The following is a 24180-nucleotide window of genomic DNA, read 5'->3' as shown; positions in this document are numbered from 1 at the left end:
GACAATAAAGCTGGAAACATACTATGTATGCAAAGGGGAATTAGTGATGAATCAAGAAGTTTCACAGCTATTAGAACAGATTGATTTACGAAAAGACGAATTACTAGAGCTTACAAAGACCTTAATTCGTTTTGAAACACCGGCACCGCCGGCGAGAAACACAAATGAGGCACAAGAATTTGTTGCAGATTTTCTAAGAAAACGAAATTTTAGTGTTGATAAATGGGATGTATATCCGAATGACCCGAACGTTGTTGGGGTGAAAAAAGGGATAGAAAGTGACACACATAAAAGTCTTATTATTAACGGACATATGGATGTAGCTGAAGTGTCAGCAGATGAGGCGTGGGAAACCAATCCGTTTGAGCCGTTTATAAAAGATGGTTGGTTAGTTGGACGTGGTGCGGCAGATATGAAAGGTGGACTGGCTGGAGCGCTATTTGCTATTCAGCTTTTACAAGAAGCAGGCATTGAATTACCTGGAGATTTAATCTTTCAATCAGTAATTGGGGAAGAAGTTGGAGAGGCAGGTACACTTCAATGCTGCAAAAGGGGATATGATGCTGATTTTGCAGTCGTAGTGGATACGAGTGATTTACATATGCAAGGACAGGGCGGCGTAATTACTGGATGGATTACTGTGAAAAGCCCTCAAACGTTTCATGATGCAACACGTAGGCAAATGATCCATGCTGGCGGACGTTTATTTGGAGCGAGTGCGATTGAAAAAATGATGAAAATTGTGCAAAGTTTACAAGAATTAGAGCGTCATTGGGCAGTTATGAAAACATATGAAGGCTATCCATCTGGAACAACAACAATTAACCCAGCTGTTATTGAAGGTGGACGGCATGCAGCGTTTATTGCGGATGAGTGCCGGTTATGGATAACGGTGCACTTCTATCCGAATGAAACACATGAACAAATAATAAAAGAAATTGAAGAGTATATTGGGAAAGTAGCAGCTGCCGATCCATGGTTAAGTGAAAATCTACCACAATTTAAGTGGGGAGGAGAATCAATGATTGTGGATCGTGGCGAAATTTTTCCTTCTTTAGAAATAGATAGTGAACATGCAGCAGTAAAAAATCTTAGCTCAGTACACGAAGCAATTCTATCTAAAAATGCAATTTTAGATATGTCTGCAACGGTAACGGATGGTGGTTGGTTTAGTGAATTTCATATTCCAGCTGTTATTTACGGACCAGGTACACTAGAAGAAGCTCATTCAATAAATGAGAAAGTTGAAGTAGAACAGTTAATTGAATTTACAAAAGTAATAACCGCATTTATATATGAATGGTGTCATACAAAAAAATAGATTAGTATGTGGAAATCGTACAGGTATGTATACTTGTACGATTTTTTAGTGAACTATTTCAGAGTTGAACAGAAACAACTGAAATAGTTCTTTGTTTTTCTATGTCTTTCGCTTTAGTTCGATTAATTTCTCTTTCGCTAATTCAACAGCAATTGCATCATCTAAATAGCCAATTGGAAAGAGATAGTCGGGGATAATGTCTGTTGATAAAATGAAATATAATAATGCGCCTCCGAGAACTGCACGTTCCTCGTTTGAAATAGTCTCATTGCAAAATTGTTGATACATATCTGTTAATTGTTCAATAAAAGGGCCAGCGCTATCAATTTGTTCTAATTTACTCGCGAAGCTTTCATGAATCCGTTTTTCACCTTCTGTTGTTTGAGCATAGCGTTCATAGTTTTCAAGTTCTTGTTTTACGCGCGTTGTTGTGTAGTCGAAATCGAATAAGTTAGAGGATTGCAGCGTTTGCTGAATGGTATCAAGAGATGTGTACATATCCGTCTTCTCTTTATTAATGTGAGGAGAATCAGGATACATTTCATCAAATAACAATTGGGGTGGAACTTGCAAACATTCTGCAAATTTTTGTAGATGTTTTTGTTTTGGTGGTTGTTTACCATTCATAATTCTTGAGATTGTTGCGGGATCAATATTTGTATGCATTCCTAATTGGCGCATGGATAAGGCACGCTCTTTTAAAAGTTTTTTTATTAATGTACTAAGCCGCTCATTTGGATTTTCTTTAGGCATAGTGAAGGCACTCCTTTCTTATTGTTGAAAAAATGTTGAGCATTTATTACATGTATATGAAACAGACAGGCACAGTTGCTCAACATTTTCATAATATGCATGGAAAAGTGAGAAAAGGGGTGGCTGTTTATGAGTACTGCAGGTTTATTTTCAATTTTTTTAATCGGAATTGCTTCTAATTTAGATAATGCAGGTGTTGGGATTGCATATGGCATTCGTAAAATTCGAATTTCGTGGTTTAATAATTTTATCATTGCATTTTTTGGATTTTTATTTACTTTATTAGCTGGATTTTTTGGGAACTGGATCGCATTATTTATTTCAGAGTTTACGGCAAATTTGATTGGGGCCATTGTTTTAGGCATAATTGGAGTGTTTATTTTATGTCAGCCTTTCTTGGGGCAAAGAAATATCGTAGACTCTAAAGATGGTAATGTACTTATGGGGATTTTACGTGATCCAGAAAAAGCAGATTTCGATGGATCTAAAACAATTAGTTTTTCTGAAGCAATTGTGTTAGGCGTTGCATTGTCTATTAATAATATCGCAGGTGGATTTGATGCTGGGGTAACAAACTTGAATCTGTGGCTTACGGCATGTATTTCTGGGGTGTTTAGTTTTATTTGTATTAGTGGTTTTGCGTATATAGGAAAACGATTTTTAGCAGCATACTTAGGGAAATGGGCTACTGTTATTGCAGGCGTGCTATTAATTCTTATTGGGATAGATCAGTTATTGTAACATACAATGTTCGAGCATTTCCTCGGAAATACTCGAATGAATTGCATATATCGACATCGAATGTGCAATTACCGAAACGTTACTGTTTATATAAATATGAAAGCACCTACATAGGTGCTTTTTCAACGTATATCTTCAATTAGTTGTTCCGATTCTTCATGCATACTGTACTCACTTAAAACTTGAATACAGAGCCACTTTAATTCTTCGATAGTATGTTCAAGTTCTTCAGGAAGCACGTGATGAATGTCTTCAAGTCCCATTCCGAAATGAATAAGTTCAAGCACTTGATCATCGATGTTCCGATCCATTAATAGTTCAAGTACTTCTAAATTGAATATGTATCGGTGAGCTTCATCGAGTGAAACCACTTTTAACTTCAAGCTTTCTACAATACTCAATATAAAAAGAAGTATTGTTTTTTCAAGAACAGGCTGTTTTTCCATTTGAAATATTAGTTTCATCTTTCACACCTCCACATATAGCGTTAGGTTGTACTATATTATTCAGGAGGGGGGAGCAAATATGCATAATATAGAGAAACTTTCAGTACGGTTTTTGTGAGGGGACGGATAGCTGATAAAGTTGAGTGTTTTATGTAATAAAAAAATCCTGCTAGTATAGCAGGATAGCTCTCAATTAAAAAATGCTCCAACCTTCTTGAGCAGAAAGAAGTTCAAGAATTTTAAAACCAGCGATACTATTTCCGTTTGCATCTAAAGCCGGTCCGAAAATACCAATTCCCATTTCTCCTTTTACACAGCCGAAAATGCCACCAGCTACACCACTTTTTGCTGGAATACCAACACGAATCGCAAATTCACCAGATTCGTTGTACATACCACATGTAACCATAAATGTTTTACAGATTTTTGTAATATGTTTAGGGATAATTTGTTTTTTCTTATATGGATCATATCCATCCATCGCAAAAATTAAGCCGATACGTGCTAAATCGATACAGTTTACTTCAACTGCACATTGACGAGTGTATAGATCCATAAGTTCTTCGATGTCACAATCGATAATTCCGTTTTGTTTCATATAGTAACAAAGTGAACGGTTTAAATAAGCTGTCTCTAATTCTGAATTGGCAACTTTAGAAGAATAATTAATAGTAGGATTATCTGTTATTTCACGTACAAAATGAAGGATACGCTCCATTTTTTCTTCATTATCTTTTCCTGTTAACATGCTTGTAATGGCTAATGCTCCTGCATTAATCATTGGATTAAGTGGCTTAGAAGGACTTGTCGTTTCTAACTTAATAATAGAATTAAATGGATCACCAGTTGGTTCCATTCCAACTTTAGAAAATACGTATTCTTCACCACGATCTAAAAGGGCAAGTGCAAGTGTAATTACTTTTGAAATACTTTGAAGAGTAAATAGTGTTTGTGAGTTGCCAGCATGGATGTATTCTGTTTCTTTATGGAAAATGGCAATCCCTAAATCATCTGGATTTGCATTTCCTAGTTCGGGGATATAAGTAGCAAGCTTTCCTTTTTTCGTATATGGTTTTACTTGTTCTAACAACTGTTGTAAGTTGTTTGTTTCAATGCACTGCATAGTACCAACGCTCCTATTTCGAATTAAATACGTTTACTTTTCCCGATATGCTCGGAAATAAATAATAACATGAAAAAGTGGAATGATAAAACGAAAGTTACATGTTCTATAGTAGGTATTTCGTTTCGAGTATTCTATATTTAAAAAGGAGAATTTTCCTTTTATATAACAGTTTGGAAATAGGAGATTTATCCATAAAAAATTCAAAAATAAAAACTACACATCTATACAACTATATGTTATTATGGTTATGTAAATAGAAAGCGTTTTCTAAGGCGTACTTATAATGATAACGATTTCATAAATTTGATAGGGGGAATTAAAATGTTGCAGTTTCTACAACGTATTGGTAAAGCGTTAATGCTTCCAATCGCCGTACTACCAGCAGCAGGATTATTGCTTCGTTTAGGACAAGAAGACGTATTTAACATTCCTGTTATGGCACAGGCCGGTGCAGCAATTTTTGATAATTTAGCACTTATATTTGCAATTGGTGTTGCAATCGGTTTGTCTATTGATGGTAGTGGAGCAGCTGGACTTGCCGGAGCAATCGGATATCTTGTTTTACAAAATACAACGAATGCTCTAAGTAAGACATATTCAGCAGCAGAGTTAAATGATAAATTAAAAAGTGTTCAAGATTTAGTCGGTTCAGTAGATCCAACTAAATTAGCAGATACAATGACAAAGGTTTCAAAAGCAGCGGCGTTAACGCCGAAAATTAATATGGCCATACTCGGTGGTATTATTGCAGGGGTTGTTGCTGGGTTACTATACAACAAATTCCATAAGATTAAACTACCAGAATGGTTAGGATTCTTTGCAGGAAAACGTTTTGTACCAATCATTACTTCAATCGTAATGCTTCTTTTAGGATTAGTATTCGGTCAGATTTGGCCAACAATTCAAAGTGGTATTGATGCAGTAGCACATGGCATCGTGAACTTAGGTTCAATTGGTGCTGGTTTATTCGGATTATTAAACCGTTTATTAATTCCAATTGGTTTACACCACGTAATGAACACATACTTCTGGTTCGTACTTGGTGACTTTACAAATGCAGCTGGCGATATCGTTCATGGTGATATTGCACGCTTCTTTGCAAAAGATCCATCAGCAGGTATGTTTATGACTGGTTTCTTCCCAATCATGATGTTCGGTTTACCAGCAGCATGTTTTGCAATGATTGCGGCTGCTAAACCAGAAAAACGTAAAATGGTTACAGGTATGTTAGGTGGTCTAGCATTAACTTCATTCTTAACTGGTATTACAGAACCAATTGAGTTCTCATTCATGTTCTTATCACCAGTATTATATGGTATTCATGCTGTATTAACAGGTCTGTCCTTATTCATTACAACAACACTTGGCATTCACGATGGTTTCTCATTTAGTGCCGGGGCAATAGATTACTTCTTAAACTTCGGTATTGCAACAAAACCATTGTTACTAGCAGGAATCGGTTTAATTTACGCAGCAATTTACTTTGTAGTATTCTACTTCTTAATTAAGAAGTTCGACCTAAAAACTCCTGGTCGTGAAGACGAAGAGGAGATAGCTGAAGGTGAAGAAGCTCCAGTTGCAGGTTCAATTGGTGAAACTTACGTAGCAGCTTTAGGTGGAAAAGAAAACTTAACGGTTATTGATAACTGTGCAACACGTTTACGCTTACAAGTGAAAGATGCTGGTCAAGTAAACGAAGCAGCATTAAAACGTGCTGGTGCAAAAGGTGTTATGAAATTAAGTAATACGAGTGTCCAAGTTATCGTAGGTACAAATGTTGAATCTGTTGCCGATGATATGAAAAAACACGTATAAATAATGAGATAAGAGGATATCCGAAAAGATTGATGACATCAATTTTTTAGAGGATATCCTCTTTTTTTGTTAACAATTTAACAGCAATCTTACTTTTGTAAATTTTCTTTTTCTTTTTTATACATATAGGTTGGTAATATGTGCAGTGCGTGATAAAGTAGGGATGACATAGAATTGAGTATCCATAATCTACTAAAAAAATCTTTAGTAGAGGAAGTAAATTATTGTTGAGTAAGGGGAAAAAAGCAATCATGGATCAAGAAAAAAATAATGCGAATGGGAAATCACGTCGGCCGATTGTATACATAAAAAGAACAATCATTCTCGTCTTACTATTTTCACTTGTATATTTCATGTATACAAAAATTGTTGCGCATAATAAGAAAGAAGAAACTTTAAAAGCAGCGGCAGAAATGAAGAAACAAGAAGAGCTGAAAAAGAAAGAAGAAGAAAAAAAGAAGCAAGAAGCACAAAAACAAAAAGAGCAGGAAGAACAAGTGAAGCAAGTACAAGCTTTGGAAAAGCCTGCTGAGGGACCACCTCAAGAAATTAATGAAAACGCTCAATTAGATCAATATTTACAAAACGCAGGATTTAGCGGGACAGCTGTTATTGTGAAGAACGGAAAAGTTCTTTTGAATAAAGGATACGGTATGGCGAACAAAGAGAAACAAGTACCGAATAATTCAGAGACAACTTTTTATATTGGTTCTATTTCAAAGGCGTTTGTAGCGACTGCTATTATGCAATTAAAAGATCAAAATAAATTAAACGTAGAGGATACGGTTGCGAAGTATATTCCAGATTTCCCTCAAGGTAATGGGATTCAGTTAAAACATTTACTAACACATACATCAGGAATTCCAGAGTATGAACAGGGAATAGAAGATATTTCTCATGAAGAATTGATAAAACGAATAGGAAAGCAAAAGCGTATTGGGAGTCCAGGAGAGAAATGGAAGTATTCCGATTCGAACTATTCTATACTGGCCTACATCGCTGAGAAGGTAAGTGGACAACCGTTAGAAGAGTACATTAAACAACATATTTTTGCTACTGCGGGTATGAAACATTCTGGTTTCGGTAAAGCGCTAGAGCAAACAAGGTTTCCGTCGACAGGTTATAAAATAGTAAATAACAATATGACAACACCTAATATTCCAAGTATGTCACAACTATATGGTTGTGGTGATATATATACAAGTGCACATGATTTATATTTATTTAATGAAGCACTCTTCTCTGGAAAGTTGATTTCAAAAGAGAGTTATGATCAAATGTTTACGGCCGTGAAAAAGGATTACGGATTTGGTTGGTATGTAGACCCAGGAAGTTATTCAAACCACGGTGTAATGCCAGGATGGAATTGTTTAAATGGATTTAGTAAAAACGGAAGTGTGTATGTCGTTTTATTATCTAACATTCAAAACAACATTAAATCATTTGGTAAAGTGAATAACGACATTTACACGATGTTGCGAAATATCGAAGTGTAAGAGACTATCCTTTTGGATGGTCTTTTTTTATTGAGGAAGTGTATGTGCAATGAGATAATGAAAAAAATGGAAAAGGGGGAGGGGTATGAGTATACATAAACATCACGCACGTAACGCGAAACGAATTTTTTTTGTATCTGTCATCGTATGGATTATTGTCGCAATTGGACTAGTAATGGAATATAAAAAAGGGGTGCTATTCACTTCGGAGAAAGAAAATCTAAAATTAATAGGTATTGTACTGCCAGCATTTGGATTGTTAATATATAGTTTTATAGAAAAAAGAAGATCAAAAATGCTTAAACAGGAAAATTATAATATAGAGACTTCTGAATTGTTTGAGCAACAAAAATTTGTTGTTCGCAAAGAGGTAGGGATATTTCAAGTAATAACATACTTTGGGTTAGATGGCAGTGCAGTAGGTTTTTTAAAAGAAGAGTATGATTTTGTTATGCAACGTGTATGGCAAGTTGTACTTTCTTTTTTTGTTAAGGGACTACATAAGCAACAATTTTATTTATATAACCACTCGGGAGAAAGATTGTTGCGTGTTCAAAAGAAGATGGGAGTACGCAATTTTTATATTTTTTCCGATGTAGAGGGAAAGAAAATTGGAGAATTGAAACAAGTAATAAGTTTAAAGAAGTGGGAATGGATCTTTTTAGGAGTGGATGGTAAAGAATTTGGTAAAGTGACGGGGGACCTTTCAGCAACAATGCAAAAAATAGACTGGCGAGATGGAACGCATATTGATGTGAAAGAAGATGGTATTCCGTTAGAAGCTGTTAAGTATTTCTCGGCCAGTGGTGGTTCACTAGTTACAGCTTCTATAAGTGAACAGGCAGAATTACCACGAGCGGTTTATTACAGCGTCTCTGCCATAATTACAATTAAAAATTAAAATATATATAAGGATAGATGGGACACCATCTATCTTTTTTTTGTGATTAGAAAAGATTGTTTCTTTGAAAAATGTATGTCTTACCTATCACAAAAAAAGTCTGCTTTGTATACATTAAGATGTATGAATGTAATTTTTATATTAAAAAAAATAATAGGAGGAGAAGTGTATGTGTCTGTTCGGTAAGTATTGGAAAAAGTTATCGAGATTGTTTAATAGGCAATTAGATTATTTTTTAGATAATAAGTTATTGCCGGCTGTGGAACGACTTTTATTTTCACAAAACTTCGCAAGGTTTATTCAAAGAAATTCAAAGAAAGCTACGGAAGAGTTTATTGAATCAAGTCAATTTCAATCTATTATTTGTAACATATTAAAAGAATGTAATACATCACCTTTTAAAGAAATTGCAAAGCAGTATTTGGGTAAAAATGTAGAAATTACTGTAACGGTTGGACAGTTAACGGGTGTGATTGTCGCGGTTGGGGATGATTTCTTAACACTGCAAGAAGGAATAGGAACAGAAGTTTTATTACCATTTATAAGTATTATATCAATTAAAGAAGTGTAAGAAAGGAGACTTATATATGTTATTTACTGATGAATTGCGTAACCATGTTGGTGAGTTAGTGCAAGTTGTGACAGCTGTTGAAATTGTTGCAGGTATTCTGTTATCTGTGACAGACGGGGCAGTAAGCGTTCGTACTTCTCCTTCTTATGGGCCACCGGAAGATGTAGTTGTACGTATTCCTATTATTTCTTATGTTCGCTTGGAAGGGTAAGAGTGATACAAGTATGAGAGTATCAGTTGTTATTCCAGTGCATAATGAAGCGAGTACTTTATCACAAGTTTTAGTAGAAGTAGAGAAATTGAAACCATATGAAATTATCGTAGTAGATAATGGATCGACAGATGGGACGAAAGAAATAGCGTTACAACATCATTGCCATGTCATTTATTATCAATATTCTCTTGGTAATGATGTTGGACGGGCAATTGGAGCAAGAGAAGCGAAAGGTGACATTGTTTTATTTGTAGATGGTGACATCGTTATTGATAATAAAGAGTTGCAACGTTTCATAAAAGGAATTCAGCAAGGCCACCAAATTGTTGTGAATAATTTAACATGGTCCGTATATTTAAAGGTGAGACCGCATTATACGACAGTTGGCAAATTTATGTTGAATCGCTATTTGAATAAAAAAGAGCTTGTTGTTGGATCTTTAATCGCAATTCCACATGCAATGAGTAGGGAAGTTATTCAGAAATTTGGTTGGTGGAATTTAGCAGATCCAGCACTATTTCAAGCGATGGCGATGTCTAGAGGAGTAGATATTGTCGATATGGCTTCGGTCGATGTTATTCATACAAATAAAGTGCGTCCTGTTCATACTGGTACATCACCCGGTTCTCCTTATCCGAAAGCGACTAGTCGTATTATGGGAGATCATTTACGTGCTTTGCAATATGCAATCGAAATATATGGTAAGCGTGGTGGTTTTTCAGAAGGAAATAGGGATAGAGCGTTTATAGGAAAGTATAAACCAGTTGTATTACAAAAGAAAAAAGCGAAATATAGTGCCATTATCCCCGTATCAGAAGAGAAAATGACTATAAGATCTGTTATACAAGAAGTGAAAAAAGCAGGTGTAGATGAAATTATAGTGGTTGCGAATGGAGCTGATATGGAGACAATTAAACAAGCAAAGTTAGAGAATGTTATCGTTATTGAATTCGAGGAAGCGCTCGGACATAATGTGGCCCGAGCGATAGGAGCTATGCATGCCACGGCCGACATTTGTTTATTTGTCGATGGTGATTTTGTTATTCCAGGAAAAAAACTAATTCCATTTTTACATGCGATTGAAGATGGACATGATGTGGCATTAAATGATTTACAGTGCTTATTAGATATGTTTCATCCGGCAGATCCAATTAGCATGGGAAAATATTTTGTGAATTTGGTAGCGAAACGACCAGATTTATGGAATAACTCATTAACGGCAGTACCACATGCTATGCATAAAAAGGTAATAGAGAAAATAGGATACGATTCTCTTATCATTCCGCCACTAGCTCAAATGAAAGCTATTTTGGAGGGATTCTCTATTACAGCGGTAGAGTTTGTAGATGTTATAAAAACAAATCGGGTACGCCCAGAGCAACATGGATTTGTAAATGGACGTATTCCAGCATTTGACCGTATTTTCGGTGATCAGCTTGAGGCAATTGCATATTTATTGCAATCCACAGATGAGCGTGGGAGTTTTACAGATGGAGAGCGGGATAGAAATATAATTCAACAATTGAGAAAGGAAGAAGAGAATACAGATGAATGTTAGTAGTACAGTTGCTATTATCGGATTAGGATATGTTGGCCTTCCTTTGGCAGTTCATTTTGCAGAGAGAGGACATACAGTAATTGGATTAGATAAAGATACTAGAAAAATAGAATCGATTATAAAAGGAGAAAGTTATATTCCAGATGTTTCTTCTAAATTGTTACAAAGTTTATTGACTAAAAAAAAATTAATAGTAAATACACCAGATCAAGGCATTGTTGATTTTCAAAATAGTGATTATGTTATTGTCACTGTTCCGACTCCAATTAATGAAAAAAGAGAACCAGACTTAAGTGCCCTCATTTCAGCTTCTCATTATATACAACAACATCTTCAAAAAGGACAAACCTTCATTTTCGAAAGCTCCACATATCCAGGCACACTTGAGGAAGTTATTATTCCGATTATTTCTCAAGCAGGTCAAAAGGTAGGAGAAGATTTCTATATCGGATATTCCCCTGAGAGAATTGATCCGGCTAATAGTCATTACTCCGTTCAAACGATTCCAAAAGTTATTAGTGGACAAACAGAAACGTGTAAACAAAAAGTACAGGAGTTGTATAGTACTACATTTGATGTAGTTGTTCCAGTTAGTTCTCCGAAAGTAGCGGAAATGTGTAAGTTATTTGAAAATATTCAGCGCCTAGTCAATATTTCATTAGTAAATGAGTTAAACACATTATGTGAAAGTTTAGGAATTGATTTTTATGAGGCGCTTGAAGCTGCATCTACAAAACCGTTTGGATTTACTCCATATTGGCCAGGGCCAGGGATAGGGGGACACTGTATTCCAGTAGACCCTCTATATTTTCAATGGAGAATAAAAAAGAATGGAGCAATCAGTCAATTAATTGAGGCGGCACATGTAATTAATGAAGAAATGCCAGAGAAAATAGTCAGGAAAGTAAAGGGCGTGGTGCAATCACCTGCATCGGTTTTAATTGTAGGGATTGCGTATAAGAAAGATGTAAATGACTTAAGAGAATCACCAGCGTTGCCAATTATTGAATTGTTAATAGAAGAAGGATATGAGATAGAATATCATGATCCATATATTTCTTCTGCAAAATTTGGAGATAAGGTGTATCAATCTGTTTCTTTGGATGAACAAGTCATGAAACAAGCGAGTTGTATTTTAATTTTAACTGATCACTCTAATATCGATTGGAAGCTTTTTAAAGGAATGAAGCGAGTAATAGATACACGTGGAATTGTAAAGAAGGTGAGTGTATGAGTAAGAAATGTTTAATTACAGGTGGAGCAGGATTCATTGGATCGCATCTAGCTGAAGAATTGGTGAAAAGAGGTTATGGGGTCACAATTGTTGATAACTTCTATAAAGGAAAAAATAAATATCATGATGAGTTAATGAAAGAAATTCGGGTTATTCCAATAAGCGTTTTAGATAAAAATTCAATTTATGAATTAGTAAATCAACATGATGTAGTGTTTCATTTAGCAGCAATTTTAGGTGTGAAAACGACAATGGAGAAGAGTATAGAGCTTATTGAAACGAATTTTGATGGAACGAGAAACATTTTACAAGCGGCGCTAAAAGGAAAGAAGAAAGTGGTCTTTGCGTCTACTTCAGAAGTATATGGCAAGGCAAAGCCACCCTTCTCTGAAGAGGGGGATCGATTATACGGGGCGACTTCTAAAATACGTTGGAGTTATGCAATTTGTAAAACGTTAGAAGAAACATTGTGTTTAGGATACGCTTTAGAAGGTTTACCTGTAACGGTTGTTCGTTATTTTAATATTTATGGTCCAAGAGCGAAAGATGGTCCGTATGCAGGGGTAATCCCACGATTTATTAGTGCGGCCCTGCAAGGAGAAGACATTCTCGTATATGGAGATGGAAAGCAGACACGTTGCTTTACGTATGTGAGTGATGCGGTAGAGGCAACGATTCGAGCGATGGATGAGAAGGTAAATGGCGAGATTATTAATATAGGTTCTGAGAACGAAAAGAGTATAAAACAAGTAGCAGAAGTAATTAAAAAGCTAACGAAATCTTCTTCAAAGCTTGTCCAAGTTCCTTTCGAAGAGGTATACCCACATGGCTTTGAAGAAATTCCAAATAGAAGACCAGATGTAACGAAATTAAAAGAACTTGTGCAGTTTGAAGCGACAGTAACGTGGGAACAAGGATTGAAAGAAACTATTAAATGGTTTCGTGAAGAAAACAATGGCTAAGTCGCTATCAATTATTATACCTGTATGTAATGAAGCGGATACGATTTCAGACGTTATTCAATCGGTAAAAGGATTAAATCCAATAGAGATTATTGTAGTAGCAAACGGTTGTAACGATGGTACAGAAGAGGTTGCCAGTCGTTTAGGGTGTAAAGTAATCGAGTATACAGAGCTACTCGGGAACGATGTTGGACGTGCGGTTGGCGCAAAACACGCGATAGGTGATGTACTACTATTTATAGATGGAGATTTTGCTATTCAAACTTCAAAATTACAATTATTCCTGAATCCAATTTTACATGATCAGGCCGACATCGTTTTAAATAATTTGGACGCATTATTTTTAAAGAAACAAAAACCACACTCTATAACAGTATGGCGCCAAATATTAAATGCAATGCTAGAGCGTGAAGAGTTAAAAATCGATTCTTTGTTATCTGTACCTCATGCGTTGACGAAAGAAGTTGTTCAAAGCATTGGATATGAATGTTTTGTGAATCCTATTGTCGCCCATTTACGCTTAGTTCAAAGCAAATGGAGAATTAGCCGCCATTGTGCAATTGACGTTATTACGCCGAATAAATTTCGGCCGACCGAGCATGCAGCGTATGGCACGGGTCTTTCTCAATCTGAAAAACGGATGATAGGTGACCATATAGAAGCTGTAGCGGAGCGAATAGCGGGCAGTGATGAGCGCGGAGGGTATTATGATGGAAATAGGAAAAGAGAGTGTGTTTATCATACTTTAAGTTTCGAAGATTTTTATCAAGGATGGGGCGTCGTATCTAAGTTGTATAAAGGAAAGCAATTATCGGTCATTATTCCTGTACAAGATGAAGAGAAAACAATTGGAAACGTTATAGAAGAGCTTCGCAAAATTGAACCTTTTGAAATTATCGTTGTTGTAAATGGTTCGTCTGATAAAACAGCAACGATTGCAAAAGACAAGGGAGCAACAACAATTGTATATAAAGAAGCACTTGGAAATGATGTAGGGCGTTCACTTGGAACTTATTTTGCAAAAGGAGAAATTGTATTATTTATAGACGGTGACTTTGTTATTCCAGCTAGGGAATTATATCCTTTCGCAAAAGCTATTGCAGATGGAATGGATGTCGCCTTAAATGATCTAAATCATTATTTAGATTTAAGAGTACCGCTTCATCTTGTAACTGCATTTAAATATGCATTAAATTTAGCTTGTGATAGAAAAGATCTAGGAGTAGGCTCTCTTATCGCTGTACCAAATGCGTTTAGTCGTAAGTGTTTGAAAGAAATCGGATATAGATCTTTACTTTCACCTTGTGTAGCCCAAGTGAAAGCTATTCTGTCAGGATTCGAGATCGCGTGTGTTAGTCGTGTAGAGGTCGATAAGATGAACCGTATTCGTCCCAGTGAACATTTTGCAAAAATAGGTCATCCTCCAGCTGTCTTGCGAATTATAGGTGATCATATAGAAGGATTAGAGCAATTAATTGTATTAGAAGGTAGTCGTGGTGGATTCTATGATGGGAATAGAAAAAGAGATGTTTTAGAGTAGTAACAAAAAAAGTGTACAACATATGTACACTTTTTTGTTCTGTTATAAAAACTATAACAGATTAGGAGATAAGAGTATTACAGCTCTACAATGGGTATTGTTTTTATATTACAAAATAGGACTCGTATATAAGGATACCAAAAAAATACAATTAAGGAAAGGGTTAATTATAAAGACTTTTAAGTGAAGTTAACACTATGCATATAGTGGTTTGCTCAACATTTCACAAACATGTCACAACTATTTCGTTCACTTTCGCAAAAAAGTAGTATTCTAAGTGTGTAAGCTGTTATATAAAAAATCTTATTCCTGTACTAATCAAAAATGGAGGAGATTAGGATGACTCAAGTATTAGAAAATGTTAAAAACGCATGGGAAAACTTTAAAGGTGAAAAATGGAAAGCAGAGATTGATGTTCGCGATTTCATTTTAAATAATGTAAACGTTTTCGAAGGAGATGAATCTTTCTTAGCGGGAGCAACTGAAGCAACGAAACAACTTTGGGATCAAGTAATGGATTTAACAACGAAAGAACGTGAAAACGGTGGCGTTCTTGATATGGATACAAAAATTGTTTCTTCTATTACATCACATGACCCAGGATATTTAAATAAAGATATTGAAAAAGTAGTTGGTTTCCAAACTGAAAAACCATTTAAACGTTCTTTACAACCATATGGTGGTATTCGTATGGCGGAACAAGCTTGTGAATCTTATGGATACGAAATGGATAAAGAACTTAGTCGTATTTTCAGAGACTGGAGAAAAACTCATAATCAAGGTGTATTTGATGCATACACACCAGAAATGAAAGCAGCTCGTAGATCAGGTGTAATTACTGGTCTTCCAGATGCATACGGACGTGGACGTATTATCGGTGACTACCGACGCGTAGCACTATATGGTATTGATCATTTAATTGAAGTGAAAAAAGCTGATTTGAATTTAACTGGTGGTGTAATGAGCGAAGAGACAATGCGTTTACGCGAAGAGTTATCTGAGCAAATGCGTGCACTTCAAGAGTTAAAACAAATGGCTGCTTCTCATGGCTTTGATATTTCTAAGCCTGCAACAAACGCGCAAGAAGCATTCCAATGGTTATATTTCGCATATCTTGCAGCTATTAAAGAGCAAAACGGAGCTGCGATGAGTCTTGGACGTACTTCTACATTCTTAGATATTTATATTGAAAGAGATTTAGCAAATGGTACTTTAACAGAAGAAGAAGTACAAGAAATTGTGGATCACTTCATTATGAAATTACGTCTTGTGAAATTTGCAAGAACACCTGATTATAATGAATTATTCTCTGGTGATCCAACTTGGGTAACTGAGTCTATCGGTGGTATGGCATTAGATGGTCGTCCATTAGTAACAAAAAACTCATTCCGTTTCTTGCATACATTAGATAATTTAGGACCAGCTCCAGAACCAAACTTAACAGTTCTTTGGTCTAAACAATTACCACAGAACTTTAAAAACTACTGTGCGAAAATGTCTATTAAAACATCAGCAATTCAATATGAAAATGATGATATTATGCGTGCTGACTACGGTGATGACTACGGAATTGCTTGTTGTGTATCTGCAATGAGAATTGGTAAACAAATGCAGTTCTTCGGTGCACGTGCAAACTTAGCAAAAGCATTACTATATGCGATTAACGGTGGTAAAGATGAAAAATCTAAAGCACAAGTTGGTCCTGAGTACGCACCAATTACTTCTGAAGTATTAGATTATGAAGAAGTTATGCATAAGTTTGATATGACAATGGAATGGTTAGCGGGTCTATATTTAAACACATTAAATGTTATTCACTACATGCACGATAAATATAGCTACGAACGTATTGAAATGGCACTTCATGATACAAATGTTCTTCGTACAATGGCAACAGGTATCGCGGGTCTATCTGTAGTAGCAGACTCTTTAAGTGCAATTAAACACGCAAAAGTAAAACCAATTCGTGATGAAAACGGAATTGCAGTTGACTTTGAAATCGAAGGAGATTTCCCTAAATACGGTAACAATGATGATCGTGTAGATGAAATCGCTGTAAATCTTGTGAAAACATTTATGAATAAACTTCGTAAACATAAAACATACAGAAATTCTGTTCATACAATGTCGATCTTAACAATCACATCTAACGTTGTATACGGTAAGAAAACTGGTAACACTCCAGATGGTCGCCGTACTGGAGAACCATTTGCACCAGGTGCGAACCCAATGCATGGCCGTGATACAAAAGGTGCATTAGCTTCATTATTATCTGTAGCTAAATTACCATATGAAGATGCACAAGATGGTATTTCTAATACATTCTCTATTATTCCAAAAGCACTTGGTAAAGAAGATGATGTACAAGTACGTAACTTAGTATCAATGCTTGATGGTTATGCAGTAAAAGAAGGTCATCACTTAAATATTAACGTATTTAATCGTGAAACATTAATGGATGCAATGGAACATCCTGAAAAATATCCACAATTAACAATTCGCGTATCTGGTTACGCTGTAAACTTTATTAAATTAACTCGTGAACAACAAATCGATGTAATTAACCGTACAATGCATGAAAGTATGTAAGTGAAAAAGTGTCCCTCTGCTTTATATAAATAGCAGGGGGAGGCTGCTTCAATAAAGGAGGAAGTAACATGGTAAAAGGAAGAATTCATTCTGTAGAGTCTTGTGGTACTGTTGATGGCCCAGGAATTCGTTATGTCATATTTACACAAGGGTGTTTATTACGTTGTCAATATTGTCATAATGCTGATACGTGGGAGATTGGTAAAGGAAACGAAATAACAGTTGAAGAAGTAATGCAGGATGTGACATGTTACCTTCCTTTTATTGAAGCTTCTGGAGGCGGTATAACAGTTAGTGGTGGTGAACCTTTACTACAGCTAGATTTCTTAATTGAGTTATTTAAGAAATGTAAGGAAGCTGGAATTCATACAACAATTGACTCTTCGGGTGGTTGTTATTCTGAAGAACCAGAATTCCAAAATAAGCTAGATATTTTAATGGATTACACAGATTTAGTTTTATTGGATTTGAAACATATTGATTCAAAGAAACATCGTAAATTAACAGGAAAACCAAATGAACATATTTTACAATTTGCTCGTTATTTATCGGATAAAAATAAACCGATTTGGGTACGACACGTATTAGTTCCTGGTATTACGGATAATGAAGAGGATCTACAAAAATTATCTAGCTTTATTCAAAGTCTGTCTAATGTTCAGAAAGTTGAAGTGCTACCGTACCATAAGCTTGGTGTATATAAATGGGAGGCACTTGGGCATAAGTATCCACTTGCAAATGTAGAACCACCTACTGAAAAAAATGTAGAGCAAGCAAGACATATTTTACAAACAGTCTAATCCAAATATTGGATTAGGCTTTTTGCTTTCTTTACAATAAAACCTAGAGTATGTATATAGAAAAGAGTATACTGAAAATAGAATATCCATATTTTTGTAAGGAATAAGTGGAGAAATTTACATAATTGTAAAGGGAAATCAAAATAGTAAAAAGAATTAAGAAGTAAAAGAGTGAGTATCATGGAATAGAGAACATTTGTAAGTTATTGCGAAAGCTCTTATAGGAAAGTATAATGTAAAGATATGAGCACAGATAGGATTAAGGGGTCAATCTTATATGCTTTGCATATCCACGACAGGTACATAGCTGAAAGAGAAGTATTAGAATCTGTTTATGTAATTTTTAAGGAAAATGTTTTTCCTATTGTCGTATATGCAATATGGAGAAACAATAAGCTAGGAGTGGATTTGTTTGATAAAAAACCCCAAGGTTTTAATATTAACTGCACATTACGGTAACGGTCATGTGCAAGTAGCGAAAACATTAGAACAAACATTTCGCCAAAAAGGAATTGAAGATGTAATTGTATGCGATTTGTTCGGAGAATCCCATCCAGTTATAACCGATATTACAAAATATTTATATTTAAAAAGTTATACAATAGGAAAAGAATTATACCGCTTGTTTTATTACGGCGTAGAAAAAATTTATGATAAAAAAATAGCATCTTGGTATGCGAACTTTGGAAGAAAACGTTTGAAATTACTTTTACAAGCCGAGAAACCGGATATTGTTATTAATACATTTCCGATCATAGCTGTACCAGAGTTAAAAAAGCAAACAGGTATTTCAATTCCTGTGTATAACGTATTAACGGATTTTTGTGTGCACAAAATATGGATTCATCGGGAAGTAGATCGTTATTTTGTAGCAACTGATCACGTGAAAAAAGTTATGGTTGATATCGGTGTGCCTGCGGAGCAAATTGTTGAAACTGGAATTCCGATTCGTAGTAGTTTTGAGCTGAAGATAAATCCAGACATTATATATAATAAATATCAGTTATGTAAGAATAAAAAGATTTTATTAATTGTAGCAGGTGCTCATGGGGTATTAGGAAGTGTAAAAGAACTATGCCAATCATTTATGTCAGTACCTGATTTACAAGTAGTTGTCGTTTGTGGGAAAAATGAAGCGTTAAAACAGGATTTATTAGGGGTACAGGAAAAAAATCCTGATGCATTAAAAGTATTTGGTTATGTTGAAAATATTGATGAGTTATTCCGTGTTACTTCTTGTATGATTACGAAGCCAGGCGGTATTACGTTAAGTGAAGCGGCAGCATTGCAAGTACCTGTCATTTTATATAAGCCTGTCCCAGGACAAGAAAATGAAAATGCGATGTACTTTGAAAGAAAAGGAGCTGCAGTTGTCATTCGTGATGATAGTGAGGTTTTTGCAAAGACAGAGGCATTATTACAAGATGATATGAAGCTTCTTCAAATGAAAGAAGCGATGAAAAGCATTTATCGTCCGGAGCCAGCTGGTCATATTGTGGATACAATTTTGGCAGAAAATCATGCAGAACCGAATCATATACCTATTAAATCACCTGCTCTTGCACAATTATTTACTTAATATGAAACCCTCTTTTATATGTTTAAAGAGGGTTCTTTATTGTTTTATAAGATAAAGTAGTAACTTATCCACATGAAGATTGCGCTTTCATTAAACAGTAAAGTCGAAATATTAACAACTATATCCACATTGTCCACAATTTTTAGAAAAATATCCACAATTCTAACATTTACTATGCGTTACAACATATAAACTTGTGAAGGGTTTGTTGAATTTATTCACAATTCTATAAATTTTGTGGATAACGTTATCCACACAAAAAGGTTCCTTATTTATAAGGAACCTTTTGTCTATTCTATCACGTAGAAAAAATATGTAATGAGAATGAATAATTAGGGGGGAAAACTTCTAATTATTCATTCTCACTTTAAATACTTTTCGAGCGATAACCCGCTGCGCGATCTGCTTTGCGGAATTCTCGTTGGTAGAGAACTTCCTGTGTACTAGATAATGTGTTTTTTGTTTTGTCACGTTTCTTTTTATCCATTACAAATCACCTCGTGTCCTAAAGTCACTATCTATCGTTTCCAAAGACATGGGGTGATATACGTATATGGCAAAATGTTAATGATTAATTATTTTTTTCTGAAAATTTAGATTATGCTTCTTTTAATTGGTGAGCATCTTGGAACGTTGTATCTCGCATTGTAGCAAGTGTATATTGATCTTTTGGAATTTCATATAAGTTATATACTTCTTCATTTGCGTTAATTTCATCATAAACGGCTTTTCTTGTTTCGTTTGCTAGATTAACATATTGTAGTTTTTCGGCAGCTTTAATAGAACGAATATTTATTTTGCGAATACGCATAAAGATTGTTTCAATATCTAATTCATAGAAAAGTTCACTAAAAAATGAATCTTTCGCCAATTTATTATAGCCTTTTCCATGATAGGGTTTGCCAAGCCATGTTCCAAGAAATCCGGCTTTTTCTTGCACATCAAATAAAGTAATTGTTCCGATAGGGTTACCCCATTCATCTAAAATTGTGCGTGAAATTAATTCCCCACGCTCTTCAGCTTCAATCGTTTGTTTCGTTAAAAATAAATATTCCTCATAAGAATAAGCCTTTTGACGCACAAAAGGGAAGACAGCTGGATCCACCATTAACTCGTATAGAACGTGGCTGTCGTGTAAGTCGCGTTTTTTCAACATACTAACTCCTCCTCACACGAGGGTAGCATGACGAAAAAGCACCCCACCCTCGAAATTTTTATATCAATCTTTAAAAAATTTCGGGGTGGGAATCGAACCCACTAGAACCAGTTTCTAACGCTGGTGGCGCACCATTTGCCTTCCCCATTCATCAATTTGAAAATGATAATCACGACACAAATTGATTATGGTTTCATTCAGTTTATAATCGTATAATACTTTATCTAGTCAAAAAAATAAACTAGTTTTTTTTATTTTTTTTGTAAATTATTTTTCCATCAATCATGGTTAGTACAGGCTTGGCTAAATAATGGAAAGGATGATGAGTCCATAACACGAGATCAGCGTCTTTTCCAACCTCAATGCTTCCAATTCTATCCTCTAAACGTAAATTTCGTGCTGGAAATATAGTGATTCCTTCTAGTGCAGTTTTTTCGTCTAATCCTTCTCTTACTGCAACAGCAGCACAAACATTTAAATATTGAATTGGTGTATAAGGGTGATCTGTTGTTATAGAAACTTCCACTCCATTTTTCGATAATATATGGTAAGTATCCCATGTTTTGTTTTTAAGTTCGATTTTAGAACGGCGTGTAAGAGTGGGGCCAACTGAAACCTTCAAATTGTGTTTCGAAAGCTCTTCAACAATAAAGTGTCCTTCTGTACAATGTTCAATACGTAAATCGAGATTGAACTCTGTTGCAAAGCGTAGAGCAGAACTAATATCATCTGCTCGGTGAGCGTGGATACGTACGGGTATCTCGCGGCGTAATGCTTTTAAGATAGGAAGCATTCGAAAATCAGCTTCATGCCCGTAGTGCTGTGCTTCATAGAATGATTCTCGAAGTAATCCCATAATTCCCATACGTGTTATGGATTCTTTTGTTCCATTACTATGGACCTTTTTAGGATTTTCTCCAAAGGCAATCTTTAAGCCGGCAGGTTCTTGAATAATCATATGATCAATACAAGTTCCAGCTGTTTTTATTACACAAGTAGTACCACCAATAATGTTTTGACTTCCTGGCATAACGTGAACAGTTGTGATTCCATTTTGTACAGCATCTTGAAATGCAATATCAAAAGGGTGGATTCCGTCCAAAGAACGGATATGTGGTGTTGAAACTTCAGATGTTTCATTTGCATCATTGCCAGCCCAGCCAGTACCTTCATCATAGAGACCAAGATGAGTATGGACATCAATAAATCCAGGTAAAAGATGAAGAGCACGAGCATCTATAACTGTCATATCTGGAGTAGGTTGAATGGAAGGCTTGACCTTGGCAATTTTTTCTCCTATAACGAGTACATCCCCTTGAAATTTTTGGGATGTAATAGGATAGACAATGGCTTGTTTGAGCAATATTTTCATAGGTACCTCATTTCTGTTACTTTACAAGGTTAATGGAATTTAAGGGAAAGTAACTGAAAGGTTATTTGTGTAATAATGCTCCGGATGCTAGAAAATGAAAGTTTTGAAAGGGGCCCCTGTAAAACTGTGTTTTAGAAGTACTACATTGTATGCGAAAGTATATTTTGTAATGCATGGTCTATTGCTGGAAATGTGTATTGATACCCATGTTCAATGGCTTTACTAGGTAATACATGTTGTCCTTCTAGTACGAGTATACTCATCTCACCTAATAAAGTGTGAAGCATAAATGAAGGGACAGGTAACCAATGAGGTTTTTTCATTATAGTTGCAATGGTTTCTCCAAATTCCTTCATTCTTATAGGTAGGGGAGCTGTAATGTTAAGAGGTCCATCAATTTCTTCTTTGTGTATGATGAAATCAATTAGGCGAACAACATCGTCTATATGAATCCATGATAACCATTGGTTTCCGGATCCAATTGTACCTCCGATATAGAATTGATAAGGGAGTAGCATTTTGGGAAGAGCTCCTCCGTCTGCGCCTAATACAACTCCGAGTCTTGCGTAGATTGTTCGTATTCCGAGAGAACGAGCTTTAGATGCTTCTTGTTCCCATGAATATACTGTATTTGCTAAAAAGTCATTTCCAGGAATCTCATGCTGTTCTGTAAAAGACTCAGTTTCAGACGTTCCATAGTAGCCAATAGCACTTGCGTTAATAAATGTGTTTGGTTTTGTATTTAGTTCTTGCAATTGTTTAATGAGTCCTTTTGTTGTTTGAATTCTACTGTTTAAAATGGAGTCTTTTTGTTTCTTTGTCCATCTACTATTAATAGACTCTCCAGCTAGATTAATAACTACATCAATAGAAGAGAGGGGGAATGTTTGTAAATCTGGTGTCCATTGTACGTATTGAAGGTTAGGGTGGGAAGTTTCAATAGTTTTGTTTCGAGTAAGAATGTAAACATTATATCCTTTTTGAATAAAAAAAGTAGAAAGGTATGTACCGATAAAGCCGGTACCACCAGAAATTGCGATTCTCACAATTATTTCCTCCTCATTATATATATTCTTGAAAAGCAAAAACGTTCCTTGACTATGGTAAAATAATAGAGAGGTGAGAGTATGGCTGTCATTACAAAAATAGAAGTGCAAAAACGATCGAAAGAACGGTTTAACATTTATATTGATAAAGGTCAAGGTGAAGAGTACGGGTTTAGTGTGGATCAAGTAATCTTAATGAAACATGGATTACAAAAGGGTTTAGAAATTGATGAAATAGCGTTAGGAAATATTTTGTACAATGAAGAGGTACAAAAAGCATATTTACAAGCAATCTCCTATTTATCCTATCAAATGAGAACGAAACAAGAAATAGAAGATTATTTACGAAAAAAAGAAGTGGGACAGGCCATCATCTCTGAAGTCGTTTCGAAATTATTACATGACCGATATATTAATGATAAAGAGTACGCTGTTTTATATACGAGAACGCAAAGTAATGTGAATCGAAAAGGTCCCACTGTTATTAAAAGAGAGTTGTTAAATAAAGGTGTTCAGGATCTAATTATTACGCATAGTTTACAAGAATATCCGAAGGAAAAGCAAATTGAGAATGCTTTAATTCTTATAGAAAAGAAGAAAAGGTCTTATCAAAAGCATTCCTTTTTACAAATGAAGCTAAAGTTAGACGAAATGCTCGTTCGTAAAGGATATTCTAGAGATGTGATTCAAATTTGTTTGGAAGAATTGAAAGACGAAAAAGATGACGAACAGCAACAAGAAGCGTTACACTATCATGGGAATAAATATTATGAGAAATATAAGAAGCATGATGGATGGACATTCGAAAATAAGATGAAACAAGCGTTATATCGCAAAGGATTCTCTATTGATGAGATAGAGATATTTTTGCAGATGAAACGCGAAGAGGGATGAGGGGAATAAGATGAATATGCCAAAGCGCTACAGTGAAATGACACCACATGAGCTAAGGGAAGAAAT

Annotated in this window: 22 protein-coding genes and 1 pseudogene; 16 read left to right on the top strand and 7 right to left on the bottom strand. The window is 35.3% G+C overall.

All coding sequences use genetic code 11. From position 1 onward, the window contains the following. Positions 1-46: 46 nt before the first annotated feature. Entirely contained in the window at positions 47-1321 is a 1275-nt protein-coding gene (locus MR113_RS12595) for an acetylornithine deacetylase (RefSeq protein ID WP_242254576.1), read from the top strand. Between the two features lie 99 nt (positions 1322-1420). On the opposite strand, the gene MR113_RS12590 is transcribed toward MR113_RS12595, so the two are convergent. Then, the gene (locus MR113_RS12590) at positions 1421-2074 is read right to left on the bottom strand and encodes a DUF1232 domain-containing protein (RefSeq protein WP_088022750.1); all 654 of its coding nucleotides are present in this window, start codon (positions 2072-2074) and stop codon (positions 1421-1423) included. A 129-nt stretch (positions 2075-2203) separates the two neighbouring features. On the opposite strand from MR113_RS12590, the gene MR113_RS12585 reads away from it, so the two are divergent. Further along, a complete protein-coding gene (locus MR113_RS12585; RefSeq protein WP_242254574.1) occupies positions 2204-2815 on the top strand; it encodes a manganese efflux pump in 612 nt (203 codons plus the stop codon). Positions 2816-2937: 122 nt separating this feature from the next. Here MR113_RS12585 and MR113_RS12580 read toward each other — a convergent pair whose 3' ends face one another. Next, a complete protein-coding gene (locus MR113_RS12580) occupies positions 2938-3279 on the bottom strand; it encodes a DUF3969 family protein (RefSeq protein WP_000766602.1) in 342 nt (113 codons plus the stop codon). A gap of 175 nt (positions 3280-3454) precedes the next feature. Further along, a complete protein-coding gene (gene glsA / locus MR113_RS12575; protein WP_063221674.1) occupies positions 3455-4384 on the bottom strand; it encodes a glutaminase A in 930 nt (309 codons plus the stop codon). A 69-nt stretch (positions 4385-4453) separates the two neighbouring features. Between glsA and MR113_RS28485 the strand changes: the two are divergent. The 13 genes and pseudogenes from MR113_RS28485 to MR113_RS12515 form a co-directional block, all read left to right on the top strand. After that, a pseudogene (locus MR113_RS28485) lies at positions 4454-4525 on the top strand (transcriptional regulator); the annotation flags it as partial. Between the two features lie 183 nt (positions 4526-4708). Then, positions 4709-6202, top strand: coding sequence for an N-acetylglucosamine-specific PTS transporter subunit IIBC (nagE, locus tag MR113_RS12570; RefSeq protein WP_242254571.1), 1494 nt, complete (start codon positions 4709-4711; stop codon positions 6200-6202). 251 nt (positions 6203-6453) lie between these two features. Then, complete coding sequence (locus tag MR113_RS12565; protein ID WP_242254569.1) at positions 6454-7698, top strand: serine hydrolase domain-containing protein; 1245 nt, start codon at positions 6454-6456, stop codon at positions 7696-7698. Positions 7699-7783: 85 nt separating this feature from the next. Continuing rightward, positions 7784-8599, top strand: a complete 816-nt coding sequence (locus tag MR113_RS12560; RefSeq protein ID WP_242254568.1) for a sugar ABC transporter ATP-binding protein — start codon at positions 7784-7786, stop codon at positions 8597-8599. 169 nt (positions 8600-8768) lie between these two features. Beyond that, a complete protein-coding gene (locus MR113_RS12555) occupies positions 8769-9170 on the top strand; it encodes a DUF2642 domain-containing protein (protein ID WP_242254565.1) in 402 nt (133 codons plus the stop codon). Between the two features lie 16 nt (positions 9171-9186). Beyond that, a complete protein-coding gene (locus MR113_RS12550; protein ID WP_002166988.1) occupies positions 9187-9381 on the top strand; it encodes an LSm family protein in 195 nt (64 codons plus the stop codon). After that, entirely contained in the window at positions 9362-10942 is a 1581-nt protein-coding gene (locus MR113_RS12545) for a glycosyltransferase family 2 protein (protein WP_396022453.1), read from the top strand. The genes MR113_RS12550 and MR113_RS12545 overlap by 20 nt, the downstream gene beginning before the upstream one ends. Further along, on the top strand, positions 10932-12176 hold the full coding sequence (locus tag MR113_RS12540) for a nucleotide sugar dehydrogenase (protein WP_242254553.1): 1245 nt from the start codon (positions 10932-10934) through the stop codon (positions 12174-12176). Before MR113_RS12545 ends, MR113_RS12540 begins: the two co-directional genes overlap by 11 nt. Continuing rightward, on the top strand, positions 12173-13138 hold the full coding sequence (locus MR113_RS12535; RefSeq protein WP_242254552.1) for an NAD-dependent epimerase/dehydratase family protein: 966 nt from the start codon (positions 12173-12175) through the stop codon (positions 13136-13138). Before MR113_RS12540 ends, MR113_RS12535 begins: the two co-directional genes overlap by 4 nt. Then, complete coding sequence (locus tag MR113_RS12530) at positions 13131-14678, top strand: glycosyltransferase family 2 protein (protein ID WP_242254551.1); 1548 nt, start codon at positions 13131-13133, stop codon at positions 14676-14678. Before MR113_RS12535 ends, MR113_RS12530 begins: the two co-directional genes overlap by 8 nt. Positions 14679-15017: 339 nt before the next feature. Continuing rightward, the gene (pflB, locus tag MR113_RS12525; RefSeq protein ID WP_242254550.1) at positions 15018-17267 is read left to right on the top strand and encodes a formate C-acetyltransferase; all 2250 of its coding nucleotides are present in this window, start codon (positions 15018-15020) and stop codon (positions 17265-17267) included. Positions 17268-17335: 68 nt separating this feature from the next. Beyond that, positions 17336-18067 carry a pyruvate formate-lyase-activating protein gene (gene pflA / locus MR113_RS12520; RefSeq protein WP_242254549.1) on the top strand — a complete coding sequence of 244 codons (732 nt, stop codon included), beginning with the start codon at positions 17336-17338 and terminating at the stop codon, positions 18065-18067. Between the two features lie 412 nt (positions 18068-18479). Next, on the top strand, positions 18480-19646 hold the full coding sequence (locus tag MR113_RS12515; RefSeq protein WP_242254548.1) for a diglucosyl diacylglycerol synthase: 1167 nt from the start codon (positions 18480-18482) through the stop codon (positions 19644-19646). A 367-nt stretch (positions 19647-20013) separates the two neighbouring features. Here the strand turns inward: MR113_RS12515 and MR113_RS12510 are convergent, their stop codons facing one another. The 4 genes from MR113_RS12510 to MR113_RS12495 all read right to left on the bottom strand — a co-directional run bounded on the left by MR113_RS12510 (position 20014) and on the right by MR113_RS12495 (position 23220). Beyond that, positions 20014-20133 (bottom strand): YfhE family protein, encoded by a 120-nt coding sequence (locus MR113_RS12510; RefSeq protein WP_000358487.1) that lies wholly within the window; start codon positions 20131-20133, stop codon positions 20014-20016. Between the two features lie 111 nt (positions 20134-20244). Next, entirely contained in the window at positions 20245-20802 is a 558-nt protein-coding gene (locus tag MR113_RS12505) for a GNAT family N-acetyltransferase (protein WP_000914737.1), read from the bottom strand. 241 nt (positions 20803-21043) lie between these two features. Next, a complete protein-coding gene (locus MR113_RS12500) occupies positions 21044-22174 on the bottom strand; it encodes an amidohydrolase (protein WP_242254547.1) in 1131 nt (376 codons plus the stop codon). A 140-nt stretch (positions 22175-22314) separates the two neighbouring features. Then, complete coding sequence (locus MR113_RS12495; protein ID WP_242254546.1) at positions 22315-23220, bottom strand: TIGR01777 family oxidoreductase; 906 nt, start codon at positions 23218-23220, stop codon at positions 22315-22317. A gap of 81 nt (positions 23221-23301) precedes the next feature. Here MR113_RS12495 and recX point away from each other — a divergent pair, with 81 nt between their 5' ends. Beyond that, entirely contained in the window at positions 23302-24114 is an 813-nt protein-coding gene (gene recX / locus MR113_RS12490; RefSeq protein WP_242254544.1) for a recombination regulator RecX, read from the top strand. The last annotated feature ends 66 nt before the right edge of the window (positions 24115-24180 follow it).

Source organism: Bacillus cereus group sp. BfR-BA-01379 (genome assembly GCF_022663605.1).
GTDB lineage: Bacteria > Bacillota > Bacilli > Bacillales > Bacillaceae_G > Bacillus_A > Bacillus_A mobilis.
This window is presented reverse-complemented; position numbering and strand designations above follow the sequence as displayed.